A 21,815-nucleotide genomic window follows, 5' to 3' on the forward strand; every position below is an offset into this window, starting at 1 on the left:
CTTCGGAATGAAAACAGCTTATACGTCAATCTGGATTGACTGACACTCTCTCCGCCATTTGCTGCCGCTCATAACGGTTTGGTTGCAGGCTCGAGTCCCGCCGGTGCGGTTGAGGCGCTTAGTTGCTTTCATTGCTGGGCAGCGGCTTCATATTCGTGGGGTCATGCCCTCAGGAGCTTATTCCGTGCCGCAAGCGATCCTATCCGCGCAGAGCCGACCCCTCCGTTCCCGTGCCGAGTTCGCCTCCATCATCATAAGCGCCTATGAGCGCATCGAGCGGGACCGGCACCGCAATTGCTGGATCTATGTGCGGCCCATGGAAGAAGCGCTGGCTGAGGTTGATGCCCTTGTGCAACGAGCGGAAGAGGGTGAAGTCCTGCCGCTCCTTGGCGTGCCATTCGGCGTCAAGGACAATATTGACGTTGAGGCCATGCCAACGACAGCAGCCTGCCCGTCATTCGAATATAGGGCTGCGCAATCGGCTAGATGCGTCGAGAAATTGGCGGCCGCGGGTGCGATCTGTCTTGGCAAAACCAACCTGGATCAGTTCGCAACCGGACTGTCCGGCGCCCGCTCGCCCTACGGCGCCTGTTCCAGTGCGGCGGACGATCTGTATGTCTCCGGCGGTTCGAGCTCCGGCTCGGCTGCTGCCGTAGCATCCGGCCATGTTGCCTTCGCTCTCGGCACAGATACCGGCGGCTCAGGCCGGATTCCCGCAGGTTTCAACGGAATCATCGGGATCAAGCCAACCGTCGGCCTCGTCTCGTCCCGGGGACTTGTGCCGAACTGTCCGACGCTCGATTGTCCCTCGATCTTCTGCAATTCCATTGCCGAAGGTCGAATTCTGCTCGGGTTGATCGAAGGATTCGACGACAGTGATCCCTTTAGCCGCCAACGGATTGCCACGTCCTTCCCACCTCCTCGCAAATTCCGGTTCGGCCAGGTCCCTGTCGGTCATCTCAATTCATTCGGCATGCCGGAATGCGATGACCTCTACAGGCAGGCCTGCACGAGGCTTTCGGGATTGGGAGGTCAAGCCAGGAACATTGACTTCGCGCCTTTCGCCGAAGCCGGTGAAATGCTCTTTTCAGGGCCTTGGATTGCCGAACGTCATGCGGCGATCAGCAAGCTCATGAACATCGATCATGGAGACCTGCTTGACGTCATCCGCAACGTGCTGAGCGGAGCTGCCCGGTTTTCCGCAACAGATGCATTCGCCGCGCAACATCGACTTTGGAAGCTGCGACGCCAGATCCAAACGCTTTTCGAGGAGATCGATGTTCTGGTGGTACCGACCGCGCCACGCCCCTTCACGATTGCGGAGATGATGGAAGATCCCATCACGCTCAACAACCGCCTCGGTTACTACTCCTATTTTGCCAATCTCGTGGACTTGTGCGCGGTGTCGGTTCCCAATGCAACGCTCGGCAACGGCATGCCGATGGGTATCACTTTGCTGGCACCTGCGTGGCGCGACCATGTTGTTCTCGACCTTGCCGAACGATGGCTGCCCGATGCGAAGGCCAGACTGTTCGATCTAAAGGAATATCCGAAGGCCGCCTCCTAGACCACTTCGAGATCGAGGGCGCGCAGATTGAGGATCACAATCAGGCCCCGGTGATAACGGATGACGCCTCTTGCCTGCATGCGGGAAAGCTGCACCGTCACCCATTGGCGGGTTGAGCCGATCAGATTGGCGAGATCACCATGCGTGAACGGGATCCCGATCACGATCTCGCGGCCCTGCTGCGAACCGTAGATCTTCGAGAGGAAGACCAACAGACGATGCAGCCGCTCGGTCACCGAGCGGGTCCCCAGCATTTGCGCCATGGCCGAGTAGCACCGTGCCTTGAAGGCGAGCGCATCCAGCAGCGCGACTGCGATACTTGCCGATTGAAGCGCCAGCGCACGCAGGGCTGGGCCGGGCAAGAACGTCACTCGGCTTCGTTCCACTGCAACCGAAGACCATACGTGGGCACCAGCACCGAACAGATCGGGGCCGCCGACGAAGTTGCCGGCAAACCAGTAGGCCAGCGTCACCTCGCGTCCGGAAGGCGCCGCGTAGTAGCTGCGAATACGCCCCTCTTCGATCAGATATATGCCGTTCTGCAGATCGCCCTGACGCCAGACATGGATGCCTGCCTGCAGAACCTCCTCGCGTCCGATGGCGAGGACACGGCGCCGGTCAGCCTCACACAACGGATCCAACAAGCTCGGCAGGGACCCGACCAGAGCATCCGATCCCGCCAGCATGATGCCGGTCGCATTCCTGAGACTTGCCGCTGACATCTGCTCGCTCCCCTGCCGCCGCAGGGGAAAGCTATTCAAGAGCCGTGCCAGAACATATCGTCAGGCGCCTACGTCTTGATTTCCATCTGCTCGAAGGCCCTGCGGCCTTCCGAGCGGATCAGGTCAAGGCAATCCCGCTTGAGGGCGAGATAGGCGGCCTCCGCGACGATGGCGCTGGAGCGCGGCCGCGGCAGGCTCACCTGAAGATCCCTGAGGATGCGGCCAGGCCCGGCGCTCATGATCAGCACACGGTCAGAGAGAAGGATCGCTTCATCGATGTCGTGTGTGACGAAGACGATTGTTGCATTGATCCGCTCGCGGAGCTCGAGCAGATTGTCCTGCATGACCGCCCGGGTCTGCGCATCCAGCGCTCCGAACGGCTCGTCCATCAACAGGACACGCGGTTGATTGGCGAGGGCACGGGCAATCGCAACCCGCTGCTGCATGCCCCCGGATAGCGTGTGCGGATATGCCGACGCAAATCTGGTCAGGCCGATCATCTCGATGAGGCCGTCGGCAATCCGCAGCGCCTCCGCTTTCGGCTTGCCGAGAGCGCGGGGCCCGTGCGCGATATTCCGGCGCACCGATTTCCACGGAAACAGATGTGGCTGCTGGAAGACCATTCCGATCTCGGGTCGTGGCTTGCGCATTGCTTCGCCGGCCATGAGCACCTGGCCTCCGAACGGCCGCTCGAGGCCGGCCATTGCATTCAGCAGCGTGGACTTGCCGCAGCCGGATGGACCGACGATCGAGACGAATTCCCCCTGGGCTACTGCCAGGGATACGCGGTCGACTGCGATGACCTGCCCGCTCGGCGCATCGAAGACGATGCTCAAATCCTCGACCCGGATGATCGCCTGACACGCCGCGGCGGACGGCGGGTACGTATCCACGAGCCTGAGCGGCTGGTCTGGACGAAGCAGGCTAGGGGTCATCGCCACCACACGGCACGTTCGGCAAGAATCGCGAAGGAACGGTCGGCGACGAAGGAAAGCAGTCCGAGAGCCGCCAGCCCGCCCATGACCTGACCCGTTTGCATGTTCTGTTGCGCAATTTCGATACGATAAACGATACCGGCGAACGCTCCTGCCAACTCGGCGGCGACCAGCGTGTAGAAGGAGATGCTCACCGCGGTTCGAAGACCGACCGTGATATAGGGCAGCGCGCCAAGAAGGACGATCTCCCACAGCATCTGCGGTTGCGGCGTGCCGAGCATCTGGGCGGCTCGGATAAGTCCGTGGTCGACTTTCTGCACCCCGATGTGGGTCGCGAGCCATACCGTGAAGAACACGCCCCAAACGACCAGGAAAAGCTTGCCTGTTTCCGAGAGGCCAAACCAAAGGATGACGATCGGCACGAAGGCGATGGGAGGAATTGGACGAAGGATGTGAAACAAGGGCGAAAGCAGGCTGGACACCAGTCGAAATCGGCCGGTCAGGATGCCGAGCACGATTCCGCCCGCGGCCCCGATGGCAAATCCCGCGGCCACGCGCGCGAGGCTCGCCATCAGGTCGGCGAAGAATTGTCCGCTGCGAATCCATTCGAGAACGGCAACGGCGACGGTCGATGGCGGCGGAAACAGCACGGTGTTCACGATGCCGGAGCGCGCAACCAGTTCCCACATGCCTGTGAAGGCGGGCACGGAGAGGACGGCGACCAGTACGCTCAGCCGTTCGGTCGCGCTGCTGCGTCTGCCGACGCTCACGGGCGTGCCCCCAGCGTGACGCGAGCTGAATCGAGCGCCTTCAGCGGCGCCGTCACCAGGACTTTCGTGAAATCGGGCATGCTCGCTCCAGGGGGATGATTGCCGGTCTCGAGCCGCCAGGCGGCATGGGTTTTCAGAGTCGTGAGAATCCTGTCGTCGAGGCGCACATGGTAGACGTAGTCCGTCCAGATCGACGCCAATTCATCGCGTTTCATCCCCGTCGCCGCTGCGATGACGTCGATTGCTTCACCCGGATTCGCCTTGAGCCAGCCCTCGGCTTCGATGAGGGACGCCAGGAACTTGCTGACGATCGCCGGGTTGGCGGCGAGGTAAGACTGCGTCACGACGATATTGAAGGTCTCCGAGTAGAGACCTTTGGTATCAAGCGGAATCGCGCCTTCGCCGAGAGCCTTCTTCGCATTCGCGACGTGCGGCTCCCAGGTGTCGAATGCGTCGATGCTGCCGGCCGCCATGGCAGGGAGCATCTCCTGCGGTCGCAGGTTGACGAGCGTCACGTCCTTCGAGGTCAGGCCCGCCGCTTTCAACAGAACCGAGGTGTAGACTTCGCTGCCAGTTCCTGCCGTGAAGGCGATTCGCTTTCCACGCAGATCGGCCTTCGTCTTGATCCCGGCAGAAGCTGCGGTCATTGTCTTCAGATCCGAATATTCCATCCCCGCCACGAAGGCGATCGGCTGTTGCGCCATCGCGGCCGCCGTGACCGGCGCCTCGGCTGTTGTCGCGAAATCCGCCCCTCCCCCAAGCACCGTATCGAGGCACTGCTTCCCGCTGGTGAAGTTGGAGACCGAGATGTCGAGCCCGTGCTTGGCGAAAAGGCCCTTCGCATTGGCAACGATCGCCAGTCCCGAGATCGGCCCAAGATTCTGGGCGAGCCGCGCCTTCAGCAATTCCTCGGCCGTCGCGCGCTCGGACGGCGCAAACAGGAAGGACGCAGATAGCAGGAACACGGCGAAGCGAAGAGCAGTTGTTGATCGCATGCCAAACCCCTGTGATGCCGGCGATCGGAGGTGATCGACCTTGACGACAGGATCGTCTGAAGATCGAAGATCATGAAGCAATTAATCGACAAGGCCCTGCTGTCCACTTTTTGCGCAAGCAAAACAGCTTCCGACCGTGATCGGGGCAATAAATTCATCAAGCTGCTCACACCTTGGGCGCAGCATGGCCTGCGGCAGCGGCGCTCTGCTGGCTTTCGCCAAGCCCGACGCCGATTCAATCAGAACCGATCGGGATTTCGGTACCGTTGCGTGCGCGGCGAAACCAGGCCCACGTCTGCCGCGTCACTGCGATGTAGCCCGGGCCCCGATAGACGATCCGATCGGCGACGATCCGGTTCAGTTTCGGCAGCGCATGGAAAGGAATCGAAGGATAGGCATGGTGTTCGACATGATAGGGCATGTTCCATGCGAACCAGCGCACGAACCTGGCGGTATAGGTGGTGCGGGTGTTCTGGAAGGCGCTGCGCGTGCGATCGCAGCCGGTGTGTTCGGCAAGCAGATACGGACGCAGAAACAATTGACCGACGATCACGGGGACGACCCAGACCCACAACAGGATCAAGGTGTGCAACGCGATCGATGCCAGCAACAGCGCGACGTAGCCTGCCAGATGGAGACGCGCCTCTGTCACGACGATGTGGCGTTTATTTTCAGGAATCCATGGTGACGTGGCGTTGCCGGTCAACGCATGGCGAAGCATCAGCCCCACCCGGAAGGCAACCTGCCGCAAGCCGCTGTAGACGATCACCAATTGCGCGTCCGAGGTCGGGATCGGAACCGACAGCAGTTCCGGATCCCTCTTTGGATCCTGCGTATACCGATGATGATCCCAGTGGAATAAACAGTAATATTCGTAGGGCAAGCCGACCGCGAACGAGGAGAGATGACCGAAGACGAGATTAAGCGCCCGGCTGCGAAATGCCGTCTTGTGGGCGGTCTCGTGGACCACCATGAACAGGAATGCGACAAAGTAGCCTTGGACGACCACCAGCGGCAACGCCCAGACGATTCCGTATTGCGATGAGACCAGCCAGATCAGCGCGCCGACAACGACGATCACGCCGTAGTGGCTGGCCGCGCGGATCAGACCCTGCCAATCGGACCGCACCGACAATTCGCGCAGCATGGCTGGAGTCAGCGGCTTCTCTCCGGTGGCAGTGATGGCATTGCTCATGATCGTGGTCGCCTCTTTTTCGGAATCGCACACTTGACCGTGCTCGTGAGGACGCTGGAATTGGCCAAGCACAGGCCGACCCTAGGAAGCGCGGCCGCAATGCAGAAGCAATTTATTTCGCCGGCGTTGGCTCGCCCGGCATCCCTGGACTGACACTCTCCTCGCCAGCCTTCGCAAACGACGTTTGCGCAAGGCTGGCGCGCCGGAGCCCGCAGGGCGAAGGTGGACTCGGCAAGCCTGCCGGGGGGCAAGCTTCTCCTGCGCTCGCCGCCGCTTCACCCCACCAGCTTCCACTTCCCATCCCCGGTCCGCTTCAACGCGGGGTCGCTCACCCGCACGTGCTCGGCGAGGAAATCGATGAACGCGCGCACGCGTGCCGGGAGTGGGGCGGTGTGGCCGACATAGACGGCGTGGATGTCTTCGCGGTCGCCGGGATTGTATCCTTGCAGCACCGGGACGAGGCGGCCGGATTCGATGTCGGGGCCGATGTGGAAGAGCGCGAGGCGCGCGAGACCGACACTGCCGAGGCAGAGGCGGCGGGCGGCTTCGCCGTCGCTGGCGCGCGCGACCGGCGGGGGCAGGGCCTCCTCGGCGTGGTCGCCACGCCTGAACGGCCAGCCGCGGATGCTGCGTGGAAAGGTCCAGCCGATGCCGCGGTGGTCGGCGAGATCGGCCGGAATCTTCGGCATGCCGCAACGGGCGAGATAATCCGGCGCGCCGACCACGACCATGCGGCTGGTGCCGAGCTTTCGCGCGACCAGCCGCGAGGCGCGCAGCGGACCGACGCGGATGGCGACGTCCGCGCGCTCCTGCATCAGGTCGATCACCGTATCGGTCAGCACGAGATCGAGCGTGACGTCGGGATGCTGCGCCAGAAACCGCGGGATCAAAGGCATCACATGCAGCATGCCGAAAGGGATGTTGCAGTTGACCGTGAGGCGGCCGCGCGGCGCCGCGCCCGAGGCCGCCTCGCGCTCGGCCTCCTCCATCTCGGCGAGGATGCGCAACGATCGCTCGTAGAAGGCCTGGCCTTCCGCTGTCAGCGTCAGCTTGCGCGTGGTGCGGTTGACGAGCCGCGCGCCGAGGCGCGCCTCCAGACGCGAGATCAGCTTACTGACGCCCGATGGCGTCAGACGCAGCTTTCGCGCGGCCTGGGTGAAGCCGCCGAGGTCCACGACGCGGACGAAGACCTCCATCTCGGCCGAGCGGTTGGTATCGAAACGGGCCATGTTGAATTCACGTCACAAATGATTGGATTGCGGACATTCTAATGGTTTGGCGGCAGCGCCGCTATCTGCGTGGCTCGTCTCATCCCTTGGAGCAACGCATGCCTCCTGCCGTCCTCGCGCTCACCGCCGGTGCCTTCGGCATCGGCACCACCGAATTCATCATCATGGGCTTGCTGCTGCAGGTCGCCGCCGACATGCACGTCTCGGTGCCGGTCGCGGGCCTGCTGATATCAGGCTATGCGCTCGGCGTGTTCGTCGGCGCGCCGGTGCTGACGCTGGCGACGCGGCGGATGCCGCGGAAAACCGTGCTGCTGGCGCTGATGGCGATCTTCACGCTCGGCAATGCGGCTTGCGCGCTCGCACCCACTTACGAATTGCTGATGGCCGCGCGGGTGCTGACCTCCCTCGCCCACGGCACGTTCTTCGGCGTCGGCTCGGTGGTGGCCACCAGCCTCGTCGCCGAGGACAAGCGTGCGTCTGCGATCGCCACCATGTTCATCGGCCTGACGGTCGCGACGCTCCTGGGCGTGCCCTTCGGTGCCTGGCTCGGCCTGATGCTCGGCTGGCGCGCGGCGTTCTGGGCGGTGACTGTCATCGGCGTGATCGCGTTTGCGGTCGTCGCCGCGCTCGTCCCCGGCCATGTCGGCGATGGCGACAAGCCGATCTCGCTTGCCGAGGAAGTGGCCGTGCTCGGCCGTCCGCAGGTGCTGCTCGGTCTTGCCATGACCGTGTTCGGCTTCGCCGGACTGTTCGTCGTCTTCACCTATATCCAGCCGATCCTGACGCGCTTCACCGGCTTTTCGGAGGCTGCCGTCTCGCCGATCCTGCTGGTGTTCGGCGTCGGCCTTGGGATCGGCAATATCGCCGGCGGCAAGCTTGCGGACCGCGGCCTCGCACGGGCCTTGACCGGCACGCTTGCCGCGCTTGCGATCGTGCTGCTCGGCCTGGCGGCCGTGCTGTCGATCAAGATCCTGTCCGTCGCGCTGATCCTGCTACTCGGCACCGCCGCCTTCGCGACCGTCGCGCCGCTTCAGCTTCGCGTGCTGGAAGCCGCAGGTCCCAGCGGCCGGACGCTCGCCTCCAGCCTCAACATCGCCGCGTTCAATCTCGGCAACGCGCTCGGCGCCTGGGTAGGCGGCGTCACCATCGACCGCGGGCTCGGCCTTTCGGCGCTGCCGCTGGTCGCGGCCGGCATCACCGTCATTGGCCTCGTTCTGGCGCTGTGGAGTCTCCGGCTCGATCCCGCGCCGGCAACCGTCGCGGCGTGCCCGGCGGAATAGGAGAGCGATCATGGAATACCGCAATCTCGGCGCTGCTGGGCTCAAAGTCCCCGTCCTCAGCTTCGGCACCGGCACGTTCGGCGGCCAGGGTCCGTTGTTTTCCGCCTGGGGCCGCAGCGGCACTGATGAAGCCCGCAGGCTGGTCGATATCTGCCTCGATGCCGGCGTCAATCTGTTCGACAGCGCCGATGTCTATTCGAACGGCGCCTCCGAGGAGATCCTCGGTGCCGCGATCAAGGGGCGCCGCGACAAGGTGCTGATCTCGACCAAGATGAGCCTGCCGATGGGCGACGGTCCGCTCGATGCCGGCTCGTCGCGGCAGCGGCTGCTTGCCTCGGTCGATGCGGCGCTAGGACGGCTCGGCACTGACCATATCGATCTGCTTCAGCTCCACGCCTTCGACGCGTTCACGTCGATCGAGGAGGTGCTGTCCACGCTCGATATGCTCGTGCGCGCCGGTAAGCTGCGCTATGTCGGCGTCTCGAATTTCGCCGGCTGGCAGCTGATGAAGTCGCTCGCGATCGCGGACCGGCATGGCTGGCCGCGCTATGTCGCGCACCAGGTCTATTACTCCCTGCTGGGGCGCGACTATGAATGGGAACTGATGCCGCTCGCGCGCGATCAGGGCGTCGGCGCTCTGGTCTGGAGCCCACTGGGCTGGGGCAGGCTCACCGGAAAGATCCGGCGCGGCCAGCCGCTGCCGCAAGGAAGCCGCCTGCATGCCACCGCACAGTTCGGTCCGCCCGTGGACGATGCGCGCCTCTACGCCGTCGTTGACGTGCTCGATGCGATTGCTGTGGAGGCCGCTCGGACCGTGCCGCAGGTCGCGATTGCCTGGCTGCTGTCGCGTCCCACGGTCTCCTCCGTGATCATCGGGGCGCGCGACGAAGCGCAGCTGCGCGACAATCTCGGTGCCGTCGGCTGGTCGCTGAGCGCGGACCAGATCAAGCGGCTCGATGAGGTCAGCGCGGTGATGCCGCCTTATCCGTACTATCCCTATCGCATCCAGGAGGGCTTTGCGCGGCTCAATCCACCCTTGGTGTAGGAGCTCGCTCATAGAAGGCTGCGATTGCGACAGAGCGTCGCGACAATGCGCCATGCAGAATCGCACCTGTACAGGGTCCCGCGTCGTCCCTAACCTCCGCCGCGCAATTTTAGGAGATGCGGCGTGGCGAAGAAGACGGCGACCAAGAAGAAAAGTGTGTTGAAGAAGACGGCGAAGGCTTCGAAGAAGGGCTCCGGCCGCAAGAGCGCCGTGGCCAAGCCGGCCGGAAAGGCCGCTGCCGGCAAATCGGCGAAGCCGCGGCGCCCGAAGGGCCCGGCCTGGCAATGGTCGGCGGTTGAGACCGCGGCTGCGATCCGCTCCGGCGCCATCTCCGCGGTGGAGGCGGTGGAAGCGCATCTCGAACAAATGCGCACCGTCAATCCGAAGCTGAATGCGGTCGTCGTCGATCTCTCGGAGGAAGCACTCAAAGCGGCGCACGCGGCCGACAAGCAGCGCGCCAAAGGCGGCGAGCTCGGTCTCCTGCACGGCGTGCCGATTACGATCAAGGAAAATGTCGACTACGAGGGCCGGCCGAATTTCAACGGCGTGCCCGCCAACAAGGACCTCATTGCACCCTCCGACTCGCCCGTGGTGCGCAACCTGAAGAAATCAGGCGCGATCGTCATCGGTCTCACCAACACGCCCGAATTCTCCTTTCGCGGCTTCACCGACAATCCCCTGCACGGGCTGACGCTCAACCCCTGGGATCCCGACATCACCTGCGGCGGCTCCTCCGGGGGCGCGGGCTCGGCGGTCGCTGCGGGCATCGGCACTATCGCCCACGGCAACGACATCGGCGGCTCGCTGCGCTGGCCGGCGCATTGCAACGGCGTTGCCACCATCAAGCCGACGCAGGGCCGCATCCCCGCCTTCAACGGAAGCGCAACGTCGGAGCGGCCTATGCTGGCGCATCTGATGTCGGCGCAGGGACCGCTCGCGCGCCATGTCGCCGACGTGCGCCTCGCTTTGGAGGTGATGAGCCAGGGCGATCCGCGCGATCCCTGGTGGGTGCCCGCGCCGCTGGTCGGCGAGCGGCCGAAGCGGCCGATCAAGGTTGCACTGGCAAAGATCCCCGAGGACATGGACGTCGATCCCTCTGTCGCCGCGGCGCTGCGCCAGGCTGCCGATCATCTCGAGCGGTCCGGCTATCGCGTCAGCGAGGTCGAGGTACCCGACATCAACGGGGTCTGGCAGACCTGGTGCGACATCATCACCAACGAGACCGTGATGATGCAGGAGGCCGCCATGCTGAAGGTCACATCCGAGGATTTTCACAAGTCCTGGGGCGGCATGAAGGCCAAGGCCAACGTGCTCGATCTCAAGGGCTGGATGCAGGCGACCGCCGCGCGCAACGGCCACATCCGCGCCTGGCAATTGTTCTTCGAGGAGTATCCGGTGGTGCTGGCGCCGACCACGGTGAAGCCGACGCCGGGCCCGCGCGAGGACACCATCAGCTCCGAGCGCGTGCGCGAGATCTTCTGGGGCGAGATCCGCTTCATCTCCGCCATCAACGTGCTGGGCCTGCCCGGCGCGGTGGTGCCGGTGGCGCTGCATGACGGCAAGCCGATCGGCGTGCAATTGATTGCCGGCCGCTATCGCGAGGATCTCGCCCTCGATGCCGCAGCCGCCATCGAGAAACGCGTCGGCGTGCTCGCGCACCGGCTGTGGGAAAGAATGGCGTAGCGGCGGGTAATTTCACCCTCTCCCCTTGTGGGAGAGGGTGGCTCGCCGCAGAGCGGCGAGACGGGTGAGGGGTATCCCTCCACGAGTTCGCGTGTGGATAGACACCCCACATCCGGCGCTTCGCGCCACCTTCTCCCACAAGGGGAGTAGGAGCGCCACGGCGAGAGCGCGTTCGTTAATCCGCTTTAACCCGGATTTCAGCCAATCCGCGAGCAAGCATTAGGGTTACTTCCTCGATCTCTAAGCGAATTATTGTCCGCTTTACCACCCGCCTCTAACAGAGGAGCGGCGGACAACGCACATGCCTCATTCTAGGCCAATAAGTGCGGCCCGCTCCACGCGGAGGTGGCACGATGCGCAACGAGACGATCGCTATTCACGCCGGCTACGAGCCTGAAGCCACCACGCACGCAGTGGCCGTGCCGATCTACCAGACCGCGGCCTACGCCTTCGACAGCGCCGATCATGGCGCCGCCCTGTTCAATCTGGAGACCGAAGGCTTTCGTTACAGCCGCATCGCCAATCCGACCAGCGCAGTGCTGGAGAAACGCATCGCCCAGCTCGAAGGCGGCGTCGGCGCGCTCGCGGTCGCGACCGGGCAGGCAGCGCTGCATTTCGCCTTCGTCAACGTCGCCGATCACGGCGGCAACATCGTCTCCGTGCCGCAACTCTACGGCACCACGCATACGCTGCTCTCCCACATCCTGCCGCGCCAAGGCATTACCGGCCGTTTCGCCGAGAGCGACAAGCCCGAGGCGGTCGAGAAGCTAATCGACGAGAACACCCGTGCGGTGTTCGCCGAGACCATCGGCAATCCCGCCGGCAATGTCTGCGACATCGAGGCGCTGGCGAAGATCGCCCATGCGCATGGCGTGCCGCTGATCGTCGACAACACCGTCGCCACCCCGATCCTCTTCAAGCCGTTCGACTACGGCGCCGACATCGCGGTGCATTCGCTGACCAAGTTCTTGGGCGGTCACGGCACCACGCTCGGCGGCGCCATCGTCGATTCCGGAAACTTTCCCTGGGCCGAGCACGCCGATCGCTTCCCGGCCTACAACAAGCCCGACGCCTCCTATCACGGACTGGTCTATGCCGAGCGCTTCGGCAAGACCGCCTATATCGAGCGCGCGCGCAGCGTCTATCAGCGCACCATGGGCTCGGTGCTGTCGCCGTTCAACGCCTTCCTGCTGCTTCAGGGCATCGAGACCGTGGCGCTGCGCATGGAGCGCCATGTCGAGAACGCCCGCAAGGTCGCCGAAATCCTTCGCGGCGATCCGCGCGTGGCCTGGGTCAATTACACCGGCTTCCCGGACAGCCCCTATTATCCCCTGGTGCAGAAGTACCTGAACGGCAACGCCTCCTCGCTGTTCACCTTCGGCATCAAGGGCGGCATGGAGGCCGGCAAGACGTTTTACGATGCGCTGAAGCTGATCACGCGGCTCGTCAATATCGGCGATGCCAAGTCGCTCGCCTGCCATCCGGCATCGACCACCCATCGCCAGATGTCGGCGGAGCAGCAGCGCGCCGCCGGCGTGCTGCCGGAGACGATCCGTCTGTCGGTCGGCATCGAGCATGTCTCTGATATCATCGAGGACATCGACCAGGCGCTGGAAAAGGCCTGCCCGTCGGCGCGCCGCGAGGCCGCGGAGTAGGCGGCGCCGGCCATGACGATCTTGATCGACAAGGATCAGGTCATCGCGGGCCCGACGCTGGTGCCGGCCGCGCACGATCTCGCGCGCGATGCCGGCGCCGAACTCACCATCGGCCTCGTCAACAACATGCCGGATGCCGCGTTGAAGGCGACCGAGCGGCAGTTCATGAAGCTGCTTCTGGCCGCGGCGGGCTCGCGCCGTATCCGCTTCCACTGCTTCTCGCTTCCCAGCGTGAAGCGGTCGCCGGAAGCCAAGTGGCACGTTGAGAGCGAGTATTCCAACCTTTCCGATCTCGAGCACGGCAAATTCGATGGGTTGATCGTGACGGGCGCAGAGCCGATCGCGCCCGAGCTCGACGGGGAGCCGTACTGGCGCGACCTCACCAACCTGATCGACTGGGCCAAGGCCAACACGCGTTCGACGATCTGGTCGTGCCTTGCCGCGCATGCCGCGGTGCTGCATCTCGACAATATTGAACGGCGGCGGCTGCCGGCCAAATGTCACGGCATTTTCGATTGCGGCGTCGTGACGGACGATTTGCTGACCCGCTCTGCGCCCGCACCGCTCAAGGTCTCGCATTCACGTCTGAACGAGATCGCCGAGAGCGACCTCGTGCACGCCGGTTATCAGGTGCTGACACGCTCACAGGAGGCTGGCGTCGACGTCTTCGTTCGCCAATATGCCAGCCGCTTCGTGTTCTTCCAGGGTCACCCCGAATATGACGCGCTGTCGCTGCAGCGCGAATATCTGCGTGACATCGGCCGCTACCTCGCGCGAGAGCGGGAGACCTATCCGCGCCTGCCGGTGAGCTATTTTGACGCAGCGACGGAAGAGAAGCTGGCGCGCTTCGAGAGGAAGGCGGCGCACCAGCGCCATCCGGCGCTCAGCAATGAGCTGCCCGCGCTGAACCTGCGCGCCGATATCGGCGCTGGCGACGCGGCGGCGGTGCTCTTCCGCAATTGGCTGCGCTATCTCGGCGCGGACGCCGACGCGTCGATGTCGGTGCGCTAGCCGAAGCGGTCTTGGTTCGGCGTTAGGATTACCCGGGCGTTAGGCTTGCCTCGACCTGCGCACGAATGTTTCAGTAGAGCAAGAAGGCATCACAGGAAACGCAGTCGTGTGGTCGGCACTCCAGGGACGCGTGAGCAATCGGTTGGCCCGGCATTTCCGCGCCGCGCCGCACCGGCTGGCCGTGCATGCGGCGATGGTGAGCTTCACGTTCGACGATGCCCCCGATAGCGCCGCGGGCGAGGGCGCCGAGCTACTGGAGCGGCATGGCGGCCGCGGCACCTATTACCTCGCCGGCAGCCTGATCGGTCGGCCGTCGGAGCATTGGCATGGCCTCTCGGATGACGCCATCGTCCGGCTTCACCGCGCCGGGCACGAGATCGCCTGCCACACCTTCTCGCATCAGAGCTCGGCGACGCTCGACGAAGCCGCCATGGCGCGCGAGATCGAACGAAACCGCAGCCATCTCCGCGGCATCGATGCCTCGATCACGCTGGAGAATTTCGCCTATCCCTATGGCATCGCCTCGGTGTGGCGCAAGCCGCAGCTGACAAAAGCCTTCCGTTCCGCGCGCGGCATTCTTCCCGGCGTCAACAGCGGCGTCATCGACCTCCAATTTCTGCGCGCCTCGCCCTTGGTCGATTGCGAGATCGACGAGGCGGGCGTCGATCGCTATTTCGACGAGGCGGTCGCGAGCGGCGGCTGGCTGATCTTCTACGGCCACGACGTCACCGACAGGCCGAGCCCCTATGGCTGCACGCCGCATCTGATGCGTCATGCGCTTGAGGCGGCCGGCAGACGCAACATGCCGATCGTGACCGTCGCAGAAGCGCTGCGACGGATCGGGGCGTAGCCTCTTCTTCCCTTCTCCCCTTGTGGGAGAAGGTGGCGCGAAGCGCCGGATGAGGGGTATGTCTCCACAAGCTCATATCTGCGTTCGCGGATAGAACCCCTCACCCACCTCGCTTCGCGAGGCACCCTCTCCCACAGGGGGAGAGGGAAGAGTCGTGCCTCGCCTCCAAACAGTCTTGCCACAGCCACACCAGCATGCGACTGGCCTTGTGACGAATCCCACGGCCTAATCTGCTCCGCCCATGTCCGCTCCCTCCAACGCCCCACTGCCTGCGCCGGCCAACGGCCGCGACGCGCTGTCGGTGCTGCATTCGGTGTTCGGCCTGCCGGGCTTTCGCGGCGCGCAGGGCGAGATCGTCCGCCATGTCACCGACGGCGGCAATTGCCTGGTCTTGATGCCGACCGGCGGCGGCAAGTCGCTGTGCTATCAGCTTCCATCCTTGCTGCGCGAAGGCTGCGGCATCGTGGTCTCGCCGTTGATCGCCCTGATGCGCGACCAGGTCGCCGGCCTGATCGAGGCCGGCGTCAATGCCGCCGCGCTGAACTCGTCGCTGACGCCGCAGGAGGCCTCCGACATCGAACGCCGCCTGCTCGCCGGCGATCTCGACCTGCTCTATGTCGCGCCGGAACGGCTGGTCACGCCGCGCTGCCTGTCGCTGCTGGCGCAGGCGAAGGTGGCGCTGTTCGCGATCGACGAGGCGCATTGCGTCTCGCAATGGGGTCACGATTTCCGGCCCGAATATGTCGGACTTTCCGTCATCGCCGAGCGCTTTCCCGACGTGCCGCGCATCGCGCTGACCGCGACCGCCGACGAGCTGACGCGCAAGGAGATCGTCGAGCGGCTGCAGCTGACGGGCGCGCCGCAGTTCGTCTCCAGCTTCGACCGGCCCAACATCCGCTATGAGATCGTCGACAAGCGCAATGCGGTGTCGCAGCTGAAGGAATTCATCCGCGAGCGCCACATGGGCGATGCCGGCGTGGTCTATTGCCTGTCGCGCAACCGCGTCGAGGAGGTCGCCGCAGCGCTTGCCGAGGCCGGCATTGCGGCGCTGCCCTACCACGCCGGGCTCGACGGGGCGGTGCGCTCGCGCAACCAGGATCGCTTCCTCAACGAGGACGGCATCGTCATCGTCGCGACCATCGCCTTCGGCATGGGCATCGACAAGCCCGACGTGCGCTTCGTCGCCCATCTCGACCTGCCCAAGAGCATCGAGGCCTATTACCAGGAGACCGGACGCGCCGGTCGTGACGGCAAGCCGTCGGCGGCGTGGATGACCTACGGCCTCTCCGACATCGTGCAGCAGCGCCGCATGATCGACGAATCAGCCGGATCGGAGGATTTCAAGCGGGTCTCGATCGGCAAGCTCGACGCGCTGGTCGGCCTCGCCGAGACGCCGCATTGCCGACGCCGGCGCCTGCTCGCCTATTTCGGCGAGATCGTGATGGGCGAGAGCTGCGGCAATTGCGACAATTGCCTGACGCCGCCGAAGATGCGCGACGGCAAGGTGCTGGCGCAGAAGCTGCTGTCCTGCGTCTATCGCACCGGGCAGCGTTTCGGCGCCATGCATTTGATCGACGTGCTGGTCGGACGCCTGACCGAGAAGGTCACACAGTTCGGTCACGACAAGCTGTCGGTGTTCGGCATCGGCCGCGAGCTCAACGAGAAGCAGTGGCGCACGGTGCTGCGGCAATTGGTGGCGACGGGCCATTTGCGCAGCGACAGCGAAGCCTACGGCGCGCTCAAGCTGACGGAGTCTTCGCGCGGCGTGCTGCGCGGCGAGACCGAGGTCTGGCTGCGCGAGGAGGCGCCCGGCACGCGGGTTCGCGCCAGCCGGGCCACGTCACGCCGCGGTGACCTCGCGCCCGCGGCGAGCGCGCCGCAAGGCGACGTCGATCCCGAATTGCGCGCGCGCCTGCGCGCCTGGCGGTCAGAGGTCGCGCGCGAACGCGGCGTGCCGGCCTATGTGGTGCTGCACGATGCCACCATCGACGGCATCGTCCGGGCCTGGCCGACCACGCTGGACGAGCTGCGCAACGTGCCGGGGATCGGCGACAAGAAGCTCGAGCACTACGGCGACGAGTTGCTGCAGATCGTGAGGACGAGGTAGGGCGCAGTCGTCATCCCGGACAAGCGCGCCTCAGGCGCGCCGATCCGGTATCCATAACCACAGGCCAATGTGGTTGCGGCAAGCTCTCAACCGCAAGTCTGCGCCAAACGCCTCCCTGTGGTTATGGGTCCCGGGCTCGCGACTTCGTCGCGCCCCGGGACGACAGCAGTGTATGACGTGCGAGTGCGCTACGCTCTCACTCACCCATTCCTGAACGCATACGCATAGCCGTTCAGCGCCGGCGCGCCGCCGAGATGGGCGTAGAGGATCTTCGCGCCCTTCTCGAAATAGCCCTTTTTCGCAAGATCGATCAGGCCCTGCATCGACTTGCCCTCATAGACGGGGTCGGTGATCATGCCTTCGAGGCGCGCGGTGAGGCGGATCGCCTCCTTGGTCTCCTCCGATGGCACGCCATAGGCGGGATAGGCGTAGTCCTCGATCAGCACGACGTCGTCAGTGACGAGGTCCTTGCCGAGCTCGACGAGCTTTGCCGTGTTCTGCGCGATCTCGAGCACCTGGGCCTTGGTCTGGGCGGGCGTGAAGGAGGCATCGATGCCGATCACCTTTCGCGCACGGCCGTCCGCCGCAAACCCGACCAGCATGCCGGCATGGGTGGAGCCGGTGACGGTGCAGACGACGATGTAGTCGAACTTGAAGCCGAGCTCGGCTTCCTGCTTGCGCACCTCCTCGGCAAAGCCGACATAGCCAAGGCCGCCGAACTTATGCACGGAGGCACCGGCGGGAATAGCGTAGGGCTTGCCGCCCGCGGCCTTCACTTCCTCGATCGCCTGCTCCCAGCTCTTGCGGATGCCGATATCGAAGCCGTCGTCGACCAGGCGCACGTCGGCGCCCATGATGCGCGAGAGCATGATGTTGCCGACGCGATCATAGACTGCGTCTTCGTGCGGCACCCAGGCTTCCTGCACCAGGCGGCATTTCATGCCGAGCTTGGCCGCGACGGCCGCGATCATGCGGGTGTGGTTGGATTGCACGCCGCCGATCGAGACCAGCGTATCGGCATTGGAGGCGATCGCATCGGGGATAATGTATTCGAGCTTGCGCAGCTTGTTGCCGCCATAGGCGAGGCCGGAATTGCAGTCCTCGCGCTTGGCATAGACCTCGACTTGGCCGCCGAGATGTTTCGACAAGCGCTCCAGCTTCTCGATGGGCGTCGGGCCGAAGGTCAAAGGATAGCGCGGAAATTTGTCCAGCTTCATGGGTCAATCCCGATTGGCGTTGGTGTTGGCGGCTCCCTAGCATCGCGTCGGGAAAATGTGCTCTCGAATATTGCGGCCATGTTGCGCAATTTCTTGCGAAAGTTGCGGCGATAGCTAATATTCCTTCCAGAACAGCATTTTCTTACGGAAGTTTCTTTCATGGCTGCCCGGCTCGACCGCACCGACCTCAAGATATTGAGATTGCTTCAGAATAACGGTCGGCTCAGCAACGCCGAGCTGGCCGAAACGGTCGCGATCAGCCCCGCCACCTGCCATCGTCGCACCCAGCGCCTGTTCGAGGACGGCTTCATCGCCAATGTCCGCGCCATGGTCGCGCCGAAGAAGGTGGCAAAGGGCACGCTGGTGATGGTCGGGGTCGTGCTCGACCGCTCGACGCCGGAAAGCTTTGCCACCTTCGAGCAGGCCGTTGCAAAGCTGAAATTCGTGCTCGACTGCCATCTCGTCGCCGGCGATTTCGATTACTTCCTCAAGATCCGCGTCGGCGACATGGAGGATTTCAACCGCATCCACGGCGAGCAGCTGATCGCGCTCCCCGGCGTGCGCCAGACCCGGACCTTCTTCGTGATGAAGGAAGTCGTCGATAACGCGCCGCTGGAATTTTAGGCGCAGCTATTGATGCGCTATCCGCATCATGAGAGATTCGCCCGATGCAGACATTCCCCTTCCGCCAGCACAATCCGGCCGGGCCGGCCTATCGGCGCGGCTGGGTCGACGAGGCCGTGGCCGCGATCGAGGCCGACCAGTGCCGCACCGCCGACACGCATCTGATCCGGCTGATCGTGCCGGCGCTATCGGGCATCGACATCTATCTGAAGGATGAGTCCACGCATCCGACCGGCAGCCTAAAGCATCGCCTCGCGCGCTCGCTGTTCCTCTATGCGCTCTGCAACGGCCACATCCGCGAAGGCACGCCCGTGGTCGAGGCCTCGTCGGGATCAACCGCGGTGTCGGAGGCCTATTTCGCTGAGATGATCGGCGTGCCCTTCTACGCCGTGATGCCGCGCACGACCTCGGCGGAGAAGATCGCCGCGATCGAGCATTATGGCGGCAATTGCCATTTGATCGACGACGGCCGCGCGCTCTATGCGGAAGCCGCGGCACTCGCCGCCCGGCTGGACGGCCACTACATGGATCAGTTCACCTTTGCCGAGCGGGCCACCGACTGGCGCGGCAACAACAACATCGCCGAGTCCATCTTCACGCAGTTGCAGGGCGAGCCGCGGCCGATTCCGGACTGGATCGTGATGGGCGCCGGCACCGGCGGCACGTCGGCCACCATCGGACGTTATCTGCGGTATCGGCAATATCCGACCCGGCTGTGCGTCGCCGATGTCGAGCATTCCGCGTTCTTCGATTGCTTCCGCACGCTGGACCGCTCCCGTGTTTGCGACCGCCCGTCGCTGATCGAGGGCGTTGGTCGCCCCCGCTGCGAGCCGTCCTTCGTGCCCGGCGTGGTCGATCGCATGATGAAGATCCCGGATGCGGCAACGGTCGCGGCGATGAACGTGCTGTCGCGACGGCTGCGCCGTGCGGTCGGCGGCTCCACCGGCACCAACTTCCTGGCGCTGTGCCGGCTCGCCTCGGAGATGCGCCAGGCGAGCGTCACGGGATCGTTGGTCACGCTGATCTGCGATTCCGGCGAGCGCTACCGGCAGACCTATTACGAGCCCGCTTGGCTCGCCGCGCGCGGCCTCGATCCGGCGCCGTTCGAGGCGGCGCTGTCGTCGTTCCTCGCCACAGGTGAGCCACTGGCGCTGGACGTCGACGACGTGGTCAATCCTCAAAGCCTGCAAAACCCCACGGCGTCATAGCGAGATCTGCCTGGCATTTGCGAAATCGCACGGTCGTCACGGCAACTTCACTTGCCTTGCGCAGGCATGCAGGTGACGGTTGCGTCTTCTCAACGAGGAGACCCTACCGTGCGCCTTCCCATTCTCGATCCGAAAGAGCTAACCGACGAACAGAAGCCGCTCTATGACGACATGCGGGCCGGCATGAAGGACCACTTCAAGGGTTTTGTGAACATGCGCGAGGACGGCGCGCTGCTCGGGCCCTGGAATCCCTGGATCCACGAGCCGCGCTTCGGCAAGCCGGTGTGGGAGCTGGTCAAGGCGATTGCGTCGAACCCGCTGCTGCCCGCGGCCGTACGCGAGGTCGCGATCCTCGTCACCGGCTCGCATTTCCGCTCCGGTTACGAGCTCTACGCTCATGTGCTGGTGGCCGAGCAGCGTGGCCTCTCCGACGAGAAGCTCGCGACCATCGTTGCCGGCCAGCGGCCGGTGGACCTCACCAAGCAGGAAGCCGCCGCCTACGACATGGCTTCGGCACTGGTCAGCGGCGGCGTGCTGCCGGAGCTGACTTGGCGTGCGGCGGTGAAGGAATTCGGCGAGCACGGCGCGGCCGAGCTGTCCTATCTCGTCGGCGTCTACTGCATGGTCTCGGTCACGCTCAACACCTTCGACGTGCCGGTGCCTGACTAGTTGCGCACGGCGTAGAGCGGTGTGCGCAACGTGACCTGATAGGACGGCTTCGGCATCCAGGCGATCTGCGCGGTAATGCCGAAAAGTCGGTTGTCGTTGTCGTCCATGCGATCGAGGTCGAGCCGCAGGACCGGCTGGGTGAAGGATTCCGCGAGCGTCCGGCCCGCGAGCAGCGCGCCGCCGAACGACTGCATGCCGAGGCGCCCGGTGAACTTCCAGTTGCTCGGCCATTGATAGTAGCCGCCGGCATAGAGGATCGTGTTCGGCCGGATCGTGGCGAACGGGCTGGCGATGGTGACGGTGGTGTATTGCAGGCCGGCGAGCCAGCCCCGTGTCTCGTCCTCGTCGACCGCGTAGTCGAATTCCACGATGTTGTTGAAGGAGTTCGTCATGCCCTGCTCGTTGGGCACCGACTGCGTCAGGGTTGATTGCAGCGTGATGGTCGGGATCTTCCCGCCATTCTGCTGGTAGAGATCGGCCTGCACGCCGATGTTCCAGCTCGTGATGTCGAAAGACGACCAGCCGCCGCCGATATCCGTCGTCGTGCCGGATACGCCGCCGTAGAGCGAAACGCGGTCGCTGACGTCGACGGTCAGCGGCAGGTCGATCGCAATCGATTTCGCGGCCGGCAGTCCATTCCGCAGCGACGTGCCTCGTTGCGCCGCCAGGGCTTGGAATGCGGCTGACAGAGAGGTGTTGCCGAAGCCGAGCGCGAGCGTGCCAGCGGGGATCGTCGCATAGATGGTGCGGAGATCGAGATAGATGTTCGGGACCGCCGGCTTTGCGGGCTCGTCCTCCTCATCGTCGGCGGCGAGGGCACCGCCTGCCGGGACCGCCAGACACAGCAGTCCCGCCGCGGCAGCGCGCAACGCACGACGGGATTGGCTGCGAAGAGTCACGTGACGATCCGACGCGTGGCGATTTGAGGGTGGAACCGTTGTTAGATGGAACGTGATGGCGCGCTTGGTCAAGCGCTATCCGCAAGCGATGGACGGCGCGGATGTGCGCGGTTACCCTGGCGTGATCGCACTGACACACTCGCCCGCCACAGTG

General features: G+C 64.4%; 19 protein-coding genes. 11 read left to right on the forward strand and 8 right to left on the reverse strand.

What is annotated here, in order from left to right:
- The first annotated feature begins 184 nt into the window (after positions 1-184).
- On the forward strand, positions 185-1,567 hold the full coding sequence (atzF, locus tag I6F12_RS35885) for an allophanate hydrolase (RefSeq protein ID WP_225158436.1): 1,383 nt from the start codon (positions 185-187) through the stop codon (positions 1,565-1,567).
- Here atzF and I6F12_RS35890 read toward each other — a convergent pair.
- The 6 genes from I6F12_RS35890 to I6F12_RS35915 all read right to left on the reverse strand — a co-directional run bounded on the left by I6F12_RS35890 (position 1,564) and on the right by I6F12_RS35915 (position 7,413).
- The gene (locus I6F12_RS35890) at positions 1,564-2,289 is read right to left on the reverse strand and encodes a Crp/Fnr family transcriptional regulator (protein ID WP_225158437.1); all 726 of its coding nucleotides are present in this window, start codon (positions 2,287-2,289) and stop codon (positions 1,564-1,566) included. The two genes, atzF and I6F12_RS35890, sit on opposite strands and share 4 nt — an antisense overlap.
- A gap of 68 nt (positions 2,290-2,357) precedes the next feature.
- Complete coding sequence (locus I6F12_RS35895; RefSeq protein WP_225153367.1) at positions 2,358-3,233, reverse strand: ABC transporter ATP-binding protein; 876 nt, start codon at positions 3,231-3,233, stop codon at positions 2,358-2,360.
- Positions 3,221-3,883, reverse strand: a complete 663-nt coding sequence (locus tag I6F12_RS35900; RefSeq protein ID WP_225131560.1) for an ABC transporter permease — start codon at positions 3,881-3,883, stop codon at positions 3,221-3,223. The genes I6F12_RS35895 and I6F12_RS35900 overlap by 13 nt, the downstream gene beginning before the upstream one ends.
- Before the next feature lie 107 nt (positions 3,884-3,990).
- Positions 3,991-4,989: an NrtA/SsuA/CpmA family ABC transporter substrate-binding protein gene (locus I6F12_RS35905; RefSeq protein ID WP_225158438.1), complete on the reverse strand. Its 999-nt coding sequence runs from the start codon at positions 4,987-4,989 to the stop codon at positions 3,991-3,993.
- A gap of 235 nt (positions 4,990-5,224) precedes the next feature.
- Positions 5,225-6,184 carry a fatty acid desaturase gene (locus I6F12_RS35910; RefSeq protein WP_225153369.1) on the reverse strand — a complete coding sequence of 320 codons (960 nt, stop codon included), beginning with the start codon at positions 6,182-6,184 and terminating at the stop codon, positions 5,225-5,227.
- 275 nt (positions 6,185-6,459) lie between these two features.
- Complete coding sequence (locus I6F12_RS35915; protein WP_109141763.1) at positions 6,460-7,413, reverse strand: LysR family transcriptional regulator; 954 nt, start codon at positions 7,411-7,413, stop codon at positions 6,460-6,462.
- 98 nt (positions 7,414-7,511) lie between these two features.
- Between I6F12_RS35915 and I6F12_RS35920 the strand changes: the two genes are divergently transcribed.
- The 7 genes from I6F12_RS35920 to recQ all read left to right on the forward strand — a co-directional run bounded on the left by I6F12_RS35920 (position 7,512) and on the right by recQ (position 17,044).
- Positions 7,512-8,693, forward strand: a complete 1,182-nt coding sequence (locus tag I6F12_RS35920) for an MFS transporter (RefSeq protein ID WP_225153371.1) — start codon at positions 7,512-7,514, stop codon at positions 8,691-8,693.
- 10 nt (positions 8,694-8,703) lie between these two features.
- Positions 8,704-9,738: an aldo/keto reductase gene (locus tag I6F12_RS35925; protein WP_225158439.1), complete on the forward strand. Its 1,035-nt coding sequence runs from the start codon at positions 8,704-8,706 to the stop codon at positions 9,736-9,738.
- 123 nt (positions 9,739-9,861) lie between these two features.
- Entirely contained in the window at positions 9,862-11,421 is a 1,560-nt protein-coding gene (locus I6F12_RS35930) for an amidase family protein (RefSeq protein WP_225158440.1), read from the forward strand.
- 353 nt (positions 11,422-11,774) lie between these two features.
- Positions 11,775-13,076 carry an O-acetylhomoserine aminocarboxypropyltransferase/cysteine synthase family protein gene (locus I6F12_RS35935; RefSeq protein ID WP_225158441.1) on the forward strand — a complete coding sequence of 434 codons (1,302 nt, stop codon included), beginning with the start codon at positions 11,775-11,777 and terminating at the stop codon, positions 13,074-13,076.
- Between the two features lie 12 nt (positions 13,077-13,088).
- Positions 13,089-14,087 (forward strand): homoserine O-succinyltransferase, encoded by a 999-nt coding sequence (locus I6F12_RS35940; RefSeq protein WP_225158442.1) that lies wholly within the window; start codon positions 13,089-13,091, stop codon positions 14,085-14,087.
- A gap of 106 nt (positions 14,088-14,193) precedes the next feature.
- Entirely contained in the window at positions 14,194-14,937 is a 744-nt protein-coding gene (locus tag I6F12_RS35945; protein ID WP_345944195.1) for a polysaccharide deacetylase family protein, read from the forward strand.
- Between the two features lie 241 nt (positions 14,938-15,178).
- Positions 15,179-17,044, forward strand: coding sequence for a DNA helicase RecQ (gene recQ / locus I6F12_RS35950; RefSeq protein ID WP_036016105.1), 1,866 nt, complete (start codon positions 15,179-15,181; stop codon positions 17,042-17,044).
- Between the two features lie 200 nt (positions 17,045-17,244).
- Here the strand turns inward: recQ and I6F12_RS35955 are convergent, their stop codons facing one another.
- A complete protein-coding gene (locus tag I6F12_RS35955) occupies positions 17,245-18,261 on the reverse strand; it encodes a 1-aminocyclopropane-1-carboxylate deaminase (RefSeq protein WP_036014767.1) in 1,017 nt (338 codons plus the stop codon).
- A gap of 159 nt (positions 18,262-18,420) precedes the next feature.
- On the opposite strand from I6F12_RS35955, the gene I6F12_RS35960 reads away from it, so the two are divergent.
- From I6F12_RS35960 to I6F12_RS35970, 3 genes are all read left to right on the forward strand, one after another.
- On the forward strand, positions 18,421-18,885 hold the full coding sequence (locus tag I6F12_RS35960; protein ID WP_057030169.1) for an Lrp/AsnC family transcriptional regulator: 465 nt from the start codon (positions 18,421-18,423) through the stop codon (positions 18,883-18,885).
- 44 nt (positions 18,886-18,929) lie between these two features.
- Positions 18,930-20,093: a PLP-dependent cysteine synthase family protein gene (locus I6F12_RS35965; protein WP_109141754.1), complete on the forward strand. Its 1,164-nt coding sequence runs from the start codon at positions 18,930-18,932 to the stop codon at positions 20,091-20,093.
- A gap of 108 nt (positions 20,094-20,201) precedes the next feature.
- Positions 20,202-20,762, forward strand: coding sequence for a carboxymuconolactone decarboxylase family protein (locus I6F12_RS35970; protein WP_225158444.1), 561 nt, complete (start codon positions 20,202-20,204; stop codon positions 20,760-20,762).
- Here the strand turns inward: I6F12_RS35970 and I6F12_RS35975 are convergent.
- On the reverse strand, positions 20,759-21,631 hold the full coding sequence (locus I6F12_RS35975; RefSeq protein WP_225158453.1) for a hypothetical protein: 873 nt from the start codon (positions 21,629-21,631) through the stop codon (positions 20,759-20,761). The two genes, I6F12_RS35970 and I6F12_RS35975, sit on opposite strands and share 4 nt — an antisense overlap.
- Between the last annotated feature and the right edge of the window lie 184 nt (positions 21,632-21,815).

The organism is Bradyrhizobium sp. IC4059 (assembly GCF_020193615.1).
GTDB lineage: Bacteria > Pseudomonadota > Alphaproteobacteria > Rhizobiales > Xanthobacteraceae > Bradyrhizobium > Bradyrhizobium yuanmingense.

What these genes read in the sequence shown, in the direction of transcription:
- I6F12_RS35920 (WP_225153371.1), top strand. Translation starts at nt 7,512, where the DNA reads ATGCCTCCTGCCGTCCTCGCGCTCACCGCCGGTGCCTTCGGCATCGGC.
- I6F12_RS35935 (WP_225158441.1), top strand. Translation starts at nt 11,775, where the DNA reads ATGCGCAACGAGACGATCGCTATTCACGCCGGCTACGAGCCTGAAGCC.
- recQ (WP_036016105.1), top strand. Translation starts at nt 15,179, where the DNA reads ATGTCCGCTCCCTCCAACGCCCCACTGCCTGCGCCGGCCAACGGCCGC.
- I6F12_RS35905 (WP_225158438.1), bottom strand. Translation starts at nt 4,989, where the DNA reads ATGCGATCAACAACTGCTCTTCGCTTCGCCGTGTTCCTGCTATCTGCG.
- I6F12_RS35960 (WP_057030169.1), top strand. Translation starts at nt 18,421, where the DNA reads ATGGCTGCCCGGCTCGACCGCACCGACCTCAAGATATTGAGATTGCTT.
- I6F12_RS35965 (WP_109141754.1), top strand. Translation starts at nt 18,930, where the DNA reads ATGCAGACATTCCCCTTCCGCCAGCACAATCCGGCCGGGCCGGCCTAT.
- I6F12_RS35915 (WP_109141763.1), bottom strand. Translation starts at nt 7,413, where the DNA reads ATGGCCCGTTTCGATACCAACCGCTCGGCCGAGATGGAGGTCTTCGTC.
- I6F12_RS35940 (WP_225158442.1), top strand. Translation starts at nt 13,089, where the DNA reads ATGACGATCTTGATCGACAAGGATCAGGTCATCGCGGGCCCGACGCTG.
- I6F12_RS35890 (WP_225158437.1), bottom strand. Translation starts at nt 2,289, where the DNA reads ATGTCAGCGGCAAGTCTCAGGAATGCGACCGGCATCATGCTGGCGGGA.
- I6F12_RS35955 (WP_036014767.1), bottom strand. Translation starts at nt 18,261, where the DNA reads ATGAAGCTGGACAAATTTCCGCGCTATCCTTTGACCTTCGGCCCGACG.
- I6F12_RS35910 (WP_225153369.1), bottom strand. Translation starts at nt 6,184, where the DNA reads ATGAGCAATGCCATCACTGCCACCGGAGAGAAGCCGCTGACTCCAGCC.
- I6F12_RS35925 (WP_225158439.1), top strand. Translation starts at nt 8,704, where the DNA reads ATGGAATACCGCAATCTCGGCGCTGCTGGGCTCAAAGTCCCCGTCCTC.